General features: G+C 61.4%; 15 protein-coding genes. 10 read left to right on the forward strand and 5 right to left on the reverse strand.

The window, feature by feature from the left end:
* Nucleotides 1-68: 68 nt before the first annotated feature.
* A complete protein-coding gene (locus ACXR2W_RS12585; protein WP_458816353.1) occupies nucleotides 69-269 on the reverse strand; it encodes a hypothetical protein in 201 nt (66 codons plus the stop codon).
* Nucleotides 270-488: 219 nt separating this feature from the next.
* Between ACXR2W_RS12585 and ACXR2W_RS12590 the strand changes: the two genes are divergently transcribed.
* The 4 genes from ACXR2W_RS12590 to ACXR2W_RS12605 all read left to right on the forward strand — a co-directional run bounded on the left by ACXR2W_RS12590 (nucleotide 489) and on the right by ACXR2W_RS12605 (nucleotide 5,396).
* Nucleotides 489-2,018: an Abi family protein gene (locus ACXR2W_RS12590; protein WP_458816355.1), complete on the forward strand. Its 1,530-nt coding sequence runs from the start codon at nucleotides 489-491 to the stop codon at nucleotides 2,016-2,018.
* 182 nt (nucleotides 2,019-2,200) lie between these two features.
* Entirely contained in the window at nucleotides 2,201-3,154 is a 954-nt protein-coding gene (locus ACXR2W_RS12595; protein WP_458816357.1) for a DUF4862 family protein, read from the forward strand.
* A 129-nt stretch (nucleotides 3,155-3,283) separates the two neighbouring features.
* The gene (locus ACXR2W_RS12600; RefSeq protein WP_458816359.1) at nucleotides 3,284-3,499 is read left to right on the forward strand and encodes a hypervirulence associated TUDOR domain-containing protein; all 216 of its coding nucleotides are present in this window, start codon (nucleotides 3,284-3,286) and stop codon (nucleotides 3,497-3,499) included.
* Between the two features lie 424 nt (nucleotides 3,500-3,923).
* Complete coding sequence (locus tag ACXR2W_RS12605) at nucleotides 3,924-5,396, forward strand: MFS transporter (RefSeq protein WP_458816361.1); 1,473 nt, start codon at nucleotides 3,924-3,926, stop codon at nucleotides 5,394-5,396.
* 168 nt (nucleotides 5,397-5,564) lie between these two features.
* Here ACXR2W_RS12605 and ACXR2W_RS12610 read toward each other — a convergent pair whose 3' ends face one another.
* Entirely contained in the window at nucleotides 5,565-6,245 is a 681-nt protein-coding gene (locus tag ACXR2W_RS12610) for a fasciclin domain-containing protein (RefSeq protein ID WP_458816363.1), read from the reverse strand.
* 149 nt (nucleotides 6,246-6,394) lie between these two features.
* Here ACXR2W_RS12610 and ACXR2W_RS12615 point away from each other — a divergent pair, with 149 nt between their 5' ends.
* From ACXR2W_RS12615 to ACXR2W_RS12640, 6 genes are all read left to right on the forward strand, one after another.
* The gene (locus ACXR2W_RS12615) at nucleotides 6,395-8,143 is read left to right on the forward strand and encodes a cytochrome c biogenesis protein DipZ (RefSeq protein ID WP_458816365.1); all 1,749 of its coding nucleotides are present in this window, start codon (nucleotides 6,395-6,397) and stop codon (nucleotides 8,141-8,143) included.
* Nucleotides 8,144-8,184: 41 nt separating this feature from the next.
* A complete protein-coding gene (sigK, locus tag ACXR2W_RS12620; RefSeq protein ID WP_458816367.1) occupies nucleotides 8,185-8,784 on the forward strand; it encodes an ECF RNA polymerase sigma factor SigK in 600 nt (199 codons plus the stop codon).
* Complete coding sequence (locus ACXR2W_RS12625; protein ID WP_458816369.1) at nucleotides 8,781-9,614, forward strand: anti-sigma factor; 834 nt, start codon at nucleotides 8,781-8,783, stop codon at nucleotides 9,612-9,614. The genes sigK and ACXR2W_RS12625 overlap by 4 nt, the downstream gene beginning before the upstream one ends.
* A gap of 85 nt (nucleotides 9,615-9,699) precedes the next feature.
* Nucleotides 9,700-10,233, forward strand: a complete 534-nt coding sequence (locus ACXR2W_RS12630; protein ID WP_458816371.1) for a DUF1801 domain-containing protein — start codon at nucleotides 9,700-9,702, stop codon at nucleotides 10,231-10,233.
* A gap of 314 nt (nucleotides 10,234-10,547) precedes the next feature.
* Nucleotides 10,548-11,027 (forward strand): BLUF domain-containing protein, encoded by a 480-nt coding sequence (locus tag ACXR2W_RS12635; RefSeq protein ID WP_458816373.1) that lies wholly within the window; start codon nucleotides 10,548-10,550, stop codon nucleotides 11,025-11,027.
* A gap of 9 nt (nucleotides 11,028-11,036) precedes the next feature.
* The gene (locus ACXR2W_RS12640; protein ID WP_458816375.1) at nucleotides 11,037-12,182 is read left to right on the forward strand and encodes a cytochrome P450; all 1,146 of its coding nucleotides are present in this window, start codon (nucleotides 11,037-11,039) and stop codon (nucleotides 12,180-12,182) included.
* On the opposite strand, the gene ACXR2W_RS12645 is transcribed toward ACXR2W_RS12640, so the two are convergent.
* The 3 genes from ACXR2W_RS12645 to ACXR2W_RS12655 are packed head-to-tail and all read right to left on the reverse strand — an operon-like array spanning nucleotide 12,145 to nucleotide 14,459.
* The gene (locus ACXR2W_RS12645; RefSeq protein WP_458816377.1) at nucleotides 12,145-13,731 is read right to left on the reverse strand and encodes an FAD-dependent oxidoreductase; all 1,587 of its coding nucleotides are present in this window, start codon (nucleotides 13,729-13,731) and stop codon (nucleotides 12,145-12,147) included. The genes ACXR2W_RS12640 and ACXR2W_RS12645 overlap by 38 nt on opposite strands.
* Nucleotide 13,732: 1 nt before the next feature.
* Nucleotides 13,733-14,089, reverse strand: a complete 357-nt coding sequence (locus ACXR2W_RS12650) for a lycopene cyclase domain-containing protein (protein ID WP_458816379.1) — start codon at nucleotides 14,087-14,089, stop codon at nucleotides 13,733-13,735.
* Entirely contained in the window at nucleotides 14,082-14,459 is a 378-nt protein-coding gene (locus ACXR2W_RS12655) for a lycopene cyclase domain-containing protein (RefSeq protein WP_458816381.1), read from the reverse strand. Before ACXR2W_RS12655 ends, ACXR2W_RS12650 begins: the two co-directional genes overlap by 8 nt.
* Between the last annotated feature and the right edge of the window lie 53 nt (nucleotides 14,460-14,512).

The following is a 14,512-nucleotide window of genomic DNA, read 5'->3' on the forward strand; positions in this document are numbered from 1 at the left end:
AGACAATAACTGCGCTTCAGCGGGCGGTGCTCAACCGGAATACTGGCGGTGCTCAGAAGTCCGAATACTCAGTCAAGCTTGGTGACGTTCTTTACACCCAAATGGGGGCTACTGAGATAGCGTCTCGCGGTCACGCGAGATACCCCGGTAGTCGTGCAGAACTGGTCCAAGATCTCAGATTTCTCGGAGCGAGTTGCCGCACGGTAGGCCTGTTTCAGCTTTTTGGTGACTTCGATACGCGTCGCCATTGACACCACGTCCTTGTTCATACTCGTCAGCGTAGAACCATGCGATCAAAGTATGTGAGGCACGACTCGTGCTACGCGATCAATATACGTAAGGTACGCCGCCACCTTGACGTTGCCGGATGCGCCACGTATTATTTGAGGTAACACGACAGGCTCGCTTCTCTAGATGAGACGCGGGCTTGTTCTATTTCTACTCAGTGCGAGACGCCCAGGCTCGCCAAGAGCCAGGATGTTGATGACGTGACGAACCCTGACAGCACATACGCGAAACCGTTCCTGACGGTGCCCGCGCAGATCCACCGGCTGCGTGAACGCGGCATGGACTGTCAATCTGGCGCCTTCGCCACTGCAGTGTTAGAGCGCTACGGCTACTATCGGCTGTCTGGGTACTGGCACCTCTATCGAGAACTGCCATTGGAGCCGAATCCGCGAACTGACGAGGATGGTCGAGAGCTCAGGCTTGACACGTTCATTCAGGGTACCAACCTGCCGCACGTTGTTGCGTTGTACGACTTTGACCATGCGCTGCGCACCAAGCTCGGCGAGGTGCTGAGTACGATTGAAATCTCGCTTCGATACTTCATTGGGCACCGACTGGGGCGGGTAGATAAATTTGCGCACCGCAAACCCCAAGTACTGGGAGCCATGCGCGATGCTGTACCCGAGGGGTCATCCGAACCGAAGACGTCTTACAACGAGTGGCTTACGGAGTACGATCGTCATGAAAATCGTGCCAGGGACGCCTTCGTTCTACATTTTCGAAGGAAATACGGCCCCCACCTGCCGATCTGGGTAGCGACGGAAGTTATGTCGTTCGGAGTGCTGAGCAACCTCTATACCTTGATGCCCCAGATTGATCAGGAAATACTCGCTGCACGTCTTCAGGTTAATACCGCCGACGGCAAAGGTGACCGCGGCGCGATGGCCAACTGGCTCAACAGCCTCCGGCACGTGAGAAATATCTGTGCACACTACGGACGCGTCTGGAACCGTACCTTCGACGTGCTTATCGACGCACCCGGACAAGCGCGAAAAGATTCAACAGATCACTTGGCGGCACTCGCCGACACGGCAGTGAGTAACAAGCTCTATGGCGTGCTCCTGATCGTTCGGCATCTTCTACTGAGCATCGCACCGAAACGAAATGATGCATTTGAGATCGCCCAGTTCATTGTTGAACGGGCGAAGACGGTTCGGTTTGATCTTGATCAACTTGGGTTCCCTGCAGGGTGGGAAGACGAAGAGATATGGGAGGCGGACTTCACGCTACCCAGATCGCCTAGGCGTGCTGCGAGCCTGCTTGACCGAGTAGAGACTTACACGGCAGTCGAAGCGCGGTCCGCACTTACCGCGGCTGAAGTCGCTGAGTCAGACAAAGAGCGTAGCGAACCGGAGCTGGAGCGAGCGTTGAAGGCCGCACAACGTAAATTGTTCCGAACGTATCTGCACCACAATGTGCTGATTGAGATCGAGCTTGGGGGAGCAAGACACTACCCAGCTTTCCAGTTCAGGGATGGCAAGATTATCGACGCAGTGGCAGAGATTAACCAGGCGTTGTCTGCACGCTGTAAAAAACGAGACTCTACGGAGACGGCAGAGGCACTCCTCGACTGGTGGCAGACACCACACACCGATCTGCCAACTGCTTCTGATGGGTTGATGCGAGCCCCCGCAGACCTGCTAGCAACAATGACTGAGGGCGACTTCGACCTTGCCATCGAGAAGTCGGATGCGATGACGACTTTCAGGGTTCCCGCATCGCCCGAGTGAGCCTTTCGTTGCTCGGGGGAGACCATGCGCGAGTACACCTTGAAGGTGCCCCACCCCGCCGCTGGACAGCGCGGGACACGAAGTCCATTTCACAGTGTGGTTGAATGCATATTGTCTGTTCCCTACGGGCGCTCACTGTCCGTGTGTTTAACGCAGAAGCAAAGGAAACAGGAGCCATTTGTATGAGCATTATCGTCGGAGCGTACGCTGCATCACCGTCGCTGACCGGGTGGCAACCGCAACTCGAAGCAGAGTACCTCGACAGTGTTTTGAATCTCGATCATGTGCGTGGGCTGGAACTTCCCTGGCCAGGGCAGTTGCACGCCCACGATGATGCATGGCTGCTTGAACATCTTCCTGGTTCTGCGGACCTCGTTGTTTCGGCGATCGGCCACGCTGTGGGATCCCTCGCAGCTAACCCTAGTTTTGGGCTCGCGTCCGTCGACTCCGAAGGCCGTGAGCTTGCGTTGGTCGGTGCGAAGCGCTTGCGCGACGACGTGGAACGTCTCGTGCAGCGCTCAGGACGAGCGAGTGTTGTCTCCGTTGAGCTGCACAGCGCGCCCCTGGCGACTGACGGGAGTAGCGACGCGCTTGCCGATTCACTTGCCCAGATCTCGGCGTGGGATTGGAATGGTGCAGACCTGGTCATTGAACACTGCGACACCCTCATCGCGGGCCAACGCCCCGAAAAGGGCTATCTTTCGCTCGATGATGAGATTGCCGCACTCGAGGCAGTTGGCGGCACGGTCGGCCTCGCCCTGAACTGGGGCCGGTGCGCAATTGAACTGCGTGACGCCGACCTGGTCGCCGAGCAGGTTGCACGGGCGCAGCAGAGCGGCCTCCTGCGCGGGTTCGTGTTCTCAGGTGCATCAGCAGTTCAGAACACCTACGGCCCTGCCTGGGAAGACAACCACCCCCCGTTTGCGCCCCGCGATCAAGGAGGGACAGGTGAACCCTCGTCCCTGCTTACGCGTGAACGAGCACACGCTGCGCTCGCCGCAGCGGGAAGCCTTGACTGGGTTGCTGTCAAGATGGGTTCTCGGCCCATGAACGCATCGGTTGCAGAACGGGTCGACATGATTCGTAGCGCTGTCGAGATTGTTTGGGATCTTGAAGGGGAACTCAAACCGGTGTGATGCACCCCTGCCGTGCTGTCGGGTAGACCATGTGCGCCCACAGGCGCTACCGAATGATTCGGCTAAACACCACCCCTAGACGAGCTGCGGCGACGGTGTTTCAATGAAGTGGGAAAGAGGTGAATCGCAATGTCCCACAAATTCCATGTCGGAGACCACGTGCGCTGGAACTCTGAGGCTGGGCACGTTACCGGCACGATTACTACGGTGCACACGAAAGACTTTGATTACAAGGGCCACACTCACCGGGCTTCACCGGGCGACCCGCAATATGAAATCAAGAGTGACAAATCTGATCATGTGGCGGCGCACAAGGGCAGTGCGCTGCAGTTGATTGATGACTGATCCGCTCTTGGCAGGCAGACTGTCGATGCGGCCAATTTGCGGGCTCGCCCGCGTCGCGCAGTGAAGGGAGTCTGCGGTGTGGAAGTGTCTTATTTTTGGTCACCGTCTCCAGTTCTCCGCAGAAGGCCCTCAGCTGTGTTGGAGGTGCGCTCGCTGCAACGAGGCGAGCGGCGCGAAAACTTACCCAACTTCGGCGCAGGCCGCCTCACTCGCCCGCGAGTTTGAGAAGCAAGATCGCGACGACCTAGGGCGACGTGCGCCGTTTCTGGGCATGTTTCCGCTGCGTATTTGGTACTGGCTGAAGCGACGCAGATAGCCGCCCGGCAGCTCATAGTCAAGGCTCCCTCGATTGCTTGGCCGGCCGGGTGGGCAGATGTAGCCTGACTCCACAAGCCCAAGCTATGGGCGTGGATGCGAGGTTCTCGTGAACAGCAAAGCGGTGAGAAAGAAGATCACCACGCAGGTGCCCTCCCGGTTAGATCGACTGCCGTGGTCACGATTCCACTGGCTAGTGGTGGTGGGTCTTGGTAGCGTCTGGCTGCTGGATGGCCTGGAAGTGACGATGGTCGGCAATGTCGCGGCGAGACTCACGGAAGATGGCAGCGGGATTTCAATTAGCGCGGGTCAGATTGGTGTTGCTGGTGGTGTCTACGTGCTGGGAGCGTGTCTAGGCGCACTGTTCTTCGGCCAGATGACTGACCGGTTCGGGCGTAAAAAGCTCTTCATCATCACGCTGATCGTGTACTTCGCGGCGACGGTCGCGACGGCATTTTCGTTTGCTCCGTGGTACTTCTATCTGGCACGGTTTATCACCGGAGCCGGTATCGGCGGTGAATACGCCGCCGTCAACTCGGCGATTGACGAGCTGATTCCGGCTCGCGTGCGCGGGCGCACCGACCTCGTGATTAATGGCACGTATTGGCTGGGTGCCGTGGCTGGCGCTGCGGCATCACTCGTGTTTCTCAACACCGACATCCTTCCGAAAGACTGGGGCTGGCGCCTCGCCTTCGGGGTGGGGGCGGTGCTGGCCATCATCGTCTTCGTCGTGAGGCGGCACGTGCCCGAAAGCCCGCGCTGGTTGTTCATTCACGGGCGCGAGGAGGAAGCCGAATCGATTGTCGCTGACATCGAGAAGGGAATCACCGAGCACAGGTCAGAGCCGTTGCCCGAACCAGAGGACTCACTCACGGTGAGGCAGCGCGACACCATCCCGTTTCGTGAGATCGCGAAGGTCGCGTTCAAGCTGTACCCGAAACGTGCCGTGCTGTGCCTCATGCTCTTCATCGGCCAAGCGTTTCTCTACAACGGTGTCACATTTAACCTCGGCACACTGTTTCACGGCTTCTTCGGGGTAGCAGCGGCAACCGTGCCGATCTTCATCATTATGTGGTCGGCGAGTAATTTTGTCGGGCCGGTCGTGCTCGGTCGGCTGTTTGACACCGTCGGGCGCAAGCCTATGATTTCGTCGACCTATATCGGTTCTGCTGTGATTGCGTGCGTCTTGGCGTATCTGTTCGTTGCGAAGATCGGTAACGAGTGGCTGTTTTTGGGTGTGCTTGCGGTCTGTTTCTTCCTCGCATCATCTGGCGCGAGCGCTGCGTATCTCACCGCGAGCGAGATATTTCCGATGGAAACACGAGCGCTCGCGATCGCATTCTTCTACGCTGTGGGCACGGCCGCCGGTGGTATTGCCGGGCCGCTACTGTTCGGCTGGATGATCGATTCGGGCGACCGTAGCCTCGTGGCACTCGCGTTTGTGATCGGCGCGGTAGTGATGACCCTCGGTGGTATCGCCGAGCTCCTATTCGGTGTGAAGGCTGAGGGGGAAGCGCTCGAAGACCTTGCAAAACCGCTGACCGTCGAAGACGCGCAAGACGCGCAAGACGACAAGAAGTGAGCCGCGTAACGAACTGCGCCGGTCGCTTGCGGCAGCACGGGGACCAGCACGCAGGACATGCACGCAGGACCGCCCCGACACTGGCCGTGAAGGCCAAGGTCGGGGCGCACACCTTTCGTGAACTCGAAGCCAGGGCAGAGTACAAAGGCCCGGGCAAGCGGGTGGCTGCTACTCAGCCGGCGGCATCAACACCGAGTCGACGAGGTAGACGACGGCATTGGCGGTCTGCACACCACCGCAGATCACGTTCGCGTCGTTGACCTTCAGGTTGTCGCCCGATCCGGTGACCTCGAGGGCCTGGCCTTCGACGGTCTCGTGGCTGCCCGCGATGTCGGCGGGCTCGATCTGGCCGGCCACCACGTGGTAGGTCAGAATCTTCGACAGCAGGCCATCGTCGGTCTTGAGCGCGTCGATGGTGGCCGCGTCAATCTTGCCGAACGCGTCGTCGACTGGCGCAAACACGGTGAATTCGCCGCCGTTCAGGGTGTCGACGAGGTCAACCTTCGGGTTGAGCTGCCCGCTCACGGCTGCGACGAGCGTGGTGAGCATCGGGTTGTTCGATGCAGCGACCGCGACGGGGTCCTGCGACATGCCCTGGATCGAACCGTCGCCTGTGGGCACCGCCTCAGCGTAGGCCGCGCAGCCGGGGCCGACGAGGTTCGCGGCCGGGTCTGCCATGTTGCCCTCCGTCTCAGGCGCCTCCTTCGGCGTCTGCTCCTTGTTGGTGTCTTGCTGGGACTGCTTCGTGCCTTCATCGGCGGGCGCGCTCATCGAGCAACCGGTCAGCGCGACGGCGCCAGCAAACGTGAGTGCGAAAGCCGATCCGATCATCTTGCGGGTGGTAGTCATGATGTCCTCCTCGTTGTGGAACCACGGTCACCCGCGGCTTAACTCTCATTCGGAGCCCCCGCGAAACCGGATTGCACATTCCCAAAAAACTTTTTGCTGCAATCCGATCGGCCCGCGGCGCCGAATACCTCTCAACTAAGGGAGGCATCGTGGACACCGTGCTTATCGGCCTGCTGGGCGGGCTCATCACCGGCATCTCGCCGTGTATCTTGCCGGTGCTGCCGGTCATCTTTTTGACGGCGGGCGCCCAATCGGCCAGGGTCGGTGAAACCCCCGAGGTGATCCCGGCGCCCCGCAGCCGCCCCTACTTCGTGATCGCGGGTCTCGTGCTGAGCTTCACGGCGGTCACGCTCGCGGGCTCGATTATTCTCGGCTTCTTCTCGCTGCCGCAGGCAGCGATCCGCTGGGCGGGCGTCGCCGTTCTTGTGTTGATCGGCGTCGGCATGCTGTTTCCTCGCGTCGAGCAGATTCTCGAGCGCCCGTTCCAGTGGCTGCCGCGGCGCAAGGTCGATGACGGAGGCAACGGCTTCGGCATGGGCCTCGCCCTCGGCGCAGTGTTCGTGCCGTGTGCGGGCCCGGTGCTCGCGGCGATCATCGTCGCCGGCTCCACCGGCACGATCGGCGCGGGCACGATCGCGCTCACCGTGTCGTTCGCGATCGGCGTCGCTCTGCCGCTGCTCGCCTTCGCGCTCGCTGGGCGCGGGCTGACCGAGCGCATCAGGGCGTTTCGCAAGCGCGAACGCGCGATCCGGATCACCGCGGCCGCAGCCCTCCTCGCGCTCGCGGCGGGCCTCGCGTTCAATCTTCCCCAGGCCATTCAGCGCCTCATTCCTGATTACACCGCGGGGCTCCAGCAGGAGCTCGCGGGGAGCGAGGGTGCGAGGCGCGCGCTCGACCTGGGCGGGCTCGTGACCGATGAGAACCGTGAGCTTGATCAGTGCAGCAACGGGGCGGCCGAGCTCGAGAGCTGCGGCACCGCCCCCGATATTCGCGGCATTGAGGCCTGGCTCAACACGCCTGCAGGCGCCGCCGTCGATCTTGCGCAGCTGCGCGGTGAGGTCGTGCTCATCGATTTCTGGGCGTACTCGTGCATCAACTGTCAGCGGTCGATTCCGCACGTCGTGGCGTGGGACCGCGCGTACCGCGACGCCGGGCTGCGCGTAATCGGTGTGCATTCACCCGAGTACGCGTTCGAGAAAGACGCACAGAACGTGGCAGACGCCGCCCGCGGGTTTGGCATTGAATACCCGGTCGCGCTAGACAACAATCTGTCCACGTGGACGGCCTACCGCAACCGGTACTGGCCAGCCCACTACCTGATCGACGCGCAGGGCACGGTGCGCCACATCTCGTTTGGTGAGGGCAACTACGACTCCACCGAGCGCATGATCAGGCAGCTGCTCAAAGACGCAGACCCGACGGTGAAACTCCCCGACACGACCGACACGAAAGACACCACCCCGCAGGTGGGCACGACGACGCCCGAGACGTTTCTCGGCTACGCGAAAGACGTGAACTTTGCGGGGCCCGGCGACTACGGTGCGGGGGTGAACGAGTTCACGCTGCCGCAAGAGCAGCCCCAAGACTCCTTCGCGCTCGACGGCTCCTGGCGGGTCGAGAGCCAGTACGCGACACCCGCAGGCCCCGCAGGCCTCGCCGACCCCGCGACGCCCGGTGACACCGCCGCCATTCGGCTGAACTACCGCGCCAGTGAGGTGCGCATGGTCGTGGCGGGCGAGGGCAGCCTGCGCGTCACGGACGCCGCCGGCGAGCGCACCGTCAAGGTCTCGGGCACACCGCGCTCGTACGCTCTCCTCGGCAAAGACTCGCCGCCCGCGGGCACGCTCGAGGTGCAGGTGCCCGTCGGGGTCGAAGTGTACTCATTCACATTCGGCTAAGAATCGCCCGGCAAAACACGCAGAAAGCGGGTGAGTACGGCATGCTGAAGGAGATGGTGATCGACGGTTGCGACATTCCCGAAGACGGGACGGCCGCTGACCCTGCCGACGCGGCCCTCGCCCGGGTCGCCACCGGCGACCAGCGGGCCTTCGCCGCCCTCTACGACATGCTGTCGGCGAGGGCGCTCGGCCTGATCCGGCGCGTGCTCATCGATCACGCCCAGAGCGAGGAAGTGCTGCAGGAGGTGTTTCTCGAGGTGTGGCAGCAAGCGCGTTCGTTTGATCCGGATCGGGGGAGTGCGCGCGCGTGGGTGCTCACCTTCGCGCACCGACGCGCGGTCGACCGGGTGCGATCGGCGCACGCCGCGGCGGGCCGCGATGAGCGGGCTGGGCTGCGTGAGCTGGGCACGCCGGGTCAGCCGATCGACGAACAGGTCGAGCTGCTCGTCGACGGGGCGCAGGCCACTGAGGCGTTGCACGCGCTGCCCGAAGCGCAGCGTGAACCGCTCGTGCTCGCTTACTTTGGGGGCTATTCGCAGAGCGAGATTGCAGTGTTGCTGGGTGTTCCGCTGGGCACAGTGAAGACGCGCATGCGCGACGGGCTGACACGCCTGCGCAAGACCCTGGAGGTGGTGTCATGAATCTAGGGGAGTTTAGACAGCTTTCGGCGGGCCACGCCCTGCACGCGCTCAGCGCAGCAGACGAGGCCGCGTTCACACGGGCGCTCACTGAGCACCCCGAGTGGCGGTATATCGTCGACGACGATCTCGAGACGACCGCCGCGCTCGGCGACGCGGTGCCAGGCGCCGAGCCGCCCGCGAGCCTGCGCGCCAGCCTGCTCGACCAGATCGCGCTACTGCCGCAGCAGGCGGAATCTGGTGCGGGTGCGGGTGCGGGTGCGGCCGCGGCCGTCGGGCCTGCGCTGCCCGAGCCCGCGACTGGTGGCCCGGAGCCCGCTGCGACTGAGCCAGGCGGCTCCGCCCCGATTCGGCATCGGCGCGTTCGCCGCCGCCGCAGAATGTGGGTGGCCGGTGCGTTCGCGCTCGCCGCATCGCTCGCGGTGTTCGCGGCGATCACCCTCGGCCCGCAGCTGCTGGGATCGGTGACGCACGAGGATCCGGCGGTGGTCGCGCTCGCCGAAGTGACCGGGGCGGGTGACGCGCAGCAGCAGACCGCCGAGGTTGCCGGCGGCGGCGAAGCGACCCTGCACTGGTCGCAGGGTCTCGACCGTGCCCTGCTTGTGACCGATGGGCTGCCGCAGCTGCCCAGCGGCGAAGACTTTGAGGTGTGGCTCGTGCGCGGTGAGACGCCGATTTCTGCGGGCGTGCTCGCAGACGGGAGCGAGCCTGCGCTTCTGAGTGACTTCGAGTCGGGCGACACGATCGCGGTGACCGTGGAGCAGGCGGGCGGCTCGCCCACGGGCGCCCCCACCACCGACCCGCTCGTCGCCATCACGACGGCCGCGCTGTAAGCTCCAGAAGACGCGGGCGTCGTGAAGTCTGAGCGGGCAGGTCGCTGTGCTTGGCCGTTCAAGCCTGGGGAATTAGGCTGCACCCATGTCCGATGATGTACTTGCATACCTTGCGCAGTTTCCAGATCAGACGCAGCAGCGCCTTCAAACGCTTCGAGGCCTCGTTCGTGAGCGCTGCCCCGCCGCAGCCGAGGGAATGAGCTACGGCCTCATCGGGTACAAGCTCAACGGCCACCCAGTCATCTACTTTGGCGGGTTCAAACAGCACATCGGGCTCTACGCAACCCCGGCTGGCCAAGCGGCGTTTGCAGAAGAGTTCGCGCCCTACGTGCAGGGCAAAGGTTCGGTGCAGTTGCCGCTCACAGAACCACTGCCTATCGACCTCATTACGCGCGTGATCTCGCACAGGGTTGAGTCGGTCTCTGACGAGCTTCCCCAGATCGGGCGGCCCGCTCGAGCTGCGCTCGAGTCGATCGGCGTCGCCCGGCTGAGCCAATTAGGCACCCATTCTGAACAGGAGCTGCTCGCGCTGCACGGGGTTGGACCGAAGGCTCTCCGGACCCTGCGTGAGAGCGGGGCGCGCTTTCGTGAAGGTCCTGTCGAGGCGCAGCTGAAATGAAACCTCCGCTGCTACGCTGAACAGTGGGTGTAATGACGGCATGTGAGGAGATGGAGCGACGTGGAGACTGAATCATCTCGCTCTTCGGAGGAGGCACACGCTGTCTGGGCGTGCGTGGAAGACGGGTTTTACGTCGCCACACAGTCGATGAGGTTCTTAGGATTTGTCGATCGCATAGAGAGCGACATTTTTCAGGTGTGCAACGCTCAGTCAGAACAGGTGGGCTTGTTCAGTTCGCTCGAGGCGGCCCAGGCGTGCCTCATAGAGCATGCACAACGTGACGGATTGTTGGCATTACGTGGGGAGGAGCTGAGTTGAACCGAAACGATACTGTAACCAGCGGGCAGCTCTTTGCCCTCATGTATTCGAGCGATGCAGTGAGCGGGGTTGACGAGGCAACGCTCGACGACATCTTGCACACCGCCCGGCGAAAGAACACGATTCGCGGCATCACCGGAATCCTCTTATTTCGCCAGGGGAAATTCTTTCAGTACATTGAAGGGCCAGAGCGCAGTATCAAAGACCTATATCGTGAGATATGCGCGGACTCTCGCCACACGAACCTACGGGTGCTCCTCGAAACGCCCGTTCACGAACGCCGATTTTCTGAGTGGACGATGGGACACGAAGTCCTGCGTCAGTCGGCCGGTGCAACACCCGCGGGCTACCGCAGCACATTTGCAGATCTCGAGGACACGGAGCGGCCTGAAAACGTACTGCGTGCGGTCATCGAACTGACGCACTGGTACAGGGCGCGCGCAGCCCGTGCATTGCGCGCGTCTGTCGAAGTTTAGGCGAGCACTTTGTCTGAGCGGCAAGGAGCCGAGCAAGAAGTCATTGCGCTTACGAATATGCGTGAGAGCCAAACCCTGCTGCGGGCTCAGCGCGCTACCACTCAGGCTGGGTTCACTGCTGAGCGTATTCCGCAACGATTCTTCGCTCGGCGACCGATCCTAATCGATGATGGTGACGAACACCTTGAGCACCGTCGGCAGCTCGTGCGGTTCTTCAGCCCGCGAACGCTGGAGATGAAACATCGAGCGTTCATTGAGCGTACCGCGCAGGAGTATGTTGCGGGCGTGCAGCAGCAGGGCGGCTGCGCACTCGATGAGCTCGCGCTGCACTTCTCGGTGCGGGTGGCGTCAGAGATCGTGGGGCTCACTCAGAGCAGCGTTCCCGCTTTAGCACAACGACTTGAAGCGTTTTTTCGACAGCCCGAAGTCGATCACACCCGGGGCGATCACGGACGCACACGCAAAGACTGGATACGGGCCGCACGTAACGCCCTCACACCCCTTTTCACCTTCTATATGAAAGATGTACGACCCGCGATTCGGGCACACCGACGTGTGCCGCAAGACGATGTGATCGGTCACCTTCTTGAGCAGGGTTACCGCCCCCGCGAGATTCTCATGGAGTGTCTGACGTATGGCACCGCGGGAATGGTCACAACGCGCGAGTTTATGAGCATGACGATGCTGTATCTTTTGCGCGAAGAGTCCCTGCGTGCGCAGTATCTCAAGGGTGACTATCGAGAGCGCATCGCCATTCTGAGCGAAATTATTCGCCTCGAACCGCCCGTCGCGCACATTTACCGGCGTGTGCAGGCTTCAACGACCGAGTGCCCGCACTCCGAGGGGGCGCTCGTTGACGTCAACGTGCGGCAGGCAAATCGTGACCCGCAGGTGTTTGAGCCGAACCCTGAAGCTGCCTGCCCGGCCAGGCAGCTCGCGGCGTCTGAACGCACCGGGCTGAGCTTCGGCGATGGGCCCCATCGCTGCCCAGGCTCCCACCTCGCTCTGCTCGAAACTGACGCTCTCGTGAGGTCACTATTGACCGCGGGAGCGACGCTCGAGCGAGAGCCGGATCATGAATTCGACACGCTCGTGCAAGGCTACAAACTGCGCGGCTTCACCCTGCGGTTCGAGAGCCCGGCACGCGAGCTATAAGCTTTCGTGCAGCGCTGGGCCACCAGTGCCGGCCTTTCAAGGGCGCGCTCCACAGATCGTGCCCTTTCACCCCCCAAGCCTCTAGCAGATTGTTCGCGGCTATCCAGCCTGTCGTGGCGGCACGTTCCATGAGTGCGATGGGCAGGTCGCATCTCACCCAGTCGCCTGCGAGCATGAGCCCCGGTAACGGGGTCGCCACTTCTGGGCGATCCTGCCAAGACTCAGTGCCGATCAATGCACAATCGCGTTCGATGAGCAGTTCTTCAGCGACGACGCCAAGCGCCGCGGTTTCTGGATATACGCGAGCAAGTTCTGCGCGCAGCTCGTTCACCAGCGCTTGTTCTTGCGCCGTGTCTCCCCGAAAGTCACCCGGAAGTGCATAAGCGTGAAGCTCTACGACGCTACCGTTATTGGCCGCGGCCCAAGCGCGAGCCCCTTCTTCGAACCGTTCGAGCACACTCACGTTATCGAGGGGTCCGAAGCGAGCTGTACCCAGGAAAGGCGGACGATCTTGACTGACTGGGCCGTCAAGCCACAGTCGCAGTACTGCAAAGGGTGGTGCGACCTGGGTAGCTTCTACCCGTTGCTTCCATAAGTGCGCCTTCTCGCTGTGGGCCTCGAGCTGTGACGCGGTCACGATCTCTCTCGTTGCCTGCGGGCCCGCTGCAAGAACTACTGCGTCTGCCTCATAGCGGGAGCCACCTGTAAGGGTTACGCACCAGTTTTTCTGCTCGGGGCAGTGCTCGATGTGTGCGACTGACCCGCGCACTCGCTGCAAACCCTGGCGTTCGAGCGCCGCACTGAGCGGCTTCCATATCGCGGTGTTGAAATCATCGCGTGGCACGTCGAACAGCAAACCCTCAGCAGAACCCAGAAAGTAGCTATGAAACATCGCTACAAGCTCACCAGCAGAAAACTCGCGCGGATCGGCAAAGAAGCTGCGAGCAAACACCTCGAGCGCGAGGTGGCGTGCCCTGTCCGGAAAGCGCAACTTGTCGAGAAAGTCTGAAGCGCTGACGTGATCAAGGTCGGCGTAGGTCTTAGGAAAATCGACGTCGAGAAGTGACAGAGCGGTATCGATATCGACCTTGGTGAGATCTCGAGCCGTGAACGTGGGGCTTTTGAGCACAAAGGAAATGAAATTCCAGGGTGGTGTGCGAGGGATGCGCGTAAACGAATCGCGGTCACCGTTGGCGCTAACCACTGGATAATCTGCCACAGGTCTCAGGATCTCTGAAAGGTCGTCGGCCCGGCTGAGTAGTTTGCGAAGGTTGTAGTACTGACGAAAGAACGCATGAAACCCGCGGCTCATACTGACGTCACCCGCTGGCGTACTGACGTTCCAAGCCCGAACGCGGCCGCCAAGGTTTTCTTCGGGTTCGATGAGTTCGACGGAGACGCCACGCTCGATGAGACCGCTCGCTGCGGCCAGGCCTGCGATGCCGCCGCCGATGACGACTACACGCCGGGGCCGATCCGGCTGCGAAGCTCCTTGTGAACCGGGAAAGTGCACTGCCCGACGATCCCGGTGGAATTTGGACGTCGGCACGTTAAACATCCTTTCGCTTTGTTAATGCCGGGGCATCGGTAGCTCGCGCCTCGCGAGCGCCCCGCCCTGCCGATTTCCAAATCAAGATCGTCAGTGTGAGCATGGCGAACCCAAAACCAAAATCCTCGATGGGAATGTTCCAAGGGAAGCGGATGCCGAGCATCGTGTCTGGATTGTAGATCACGATTGGATTTGAAAGCTTCGTCAACCAGCCGTCGACAGGTACCTGGAACGAGAACATGATCAACAGAGAAATCCAGTACTGTGCAGTCCGAAAGATTCCGGTGCGCAACCACAGCACCTCCAAGAGCACCACGGCTACCATCGTGACCATCGTGGCCAGGGTGTACTCAAGCATTTTCATTCTCCTGATGTGAACGGGTGCGGCGGTGCACGACCTTTTTGAAGTATGTGAGGACTCTCCCCACAGCTTCATACGTGAGCAGCCCGCACAGTGGTATCGCCACAAAAAAGATGAGTTCTTCGAGCGGCAGGGCAAACGGAAGCATCAGACCGGTGGTGAAGCGTTCGCTGTAGCTCCAGAGCCCTGCGTTGATCGCGATGATGTCCCAAATGGAGAACACCAGCACCGTGACGAGAACGGCTTGCAAGAGCCGCAGCGGCCGACGATACACGCGCGCACCCAGAACTATCTCGAGGGGTACTGTCAACAGGAGGCAGGCCAACATGAGGGCTACGTATTGCATTGAATCAGGAATGAAGAACATGCCGTTTCGTTTCTTTTCTAAGTGACCTGGGCATTTGTGCTGCTGCGGATTGT

The organism is Leucobacter faecis, assembly GCF_054456695.2.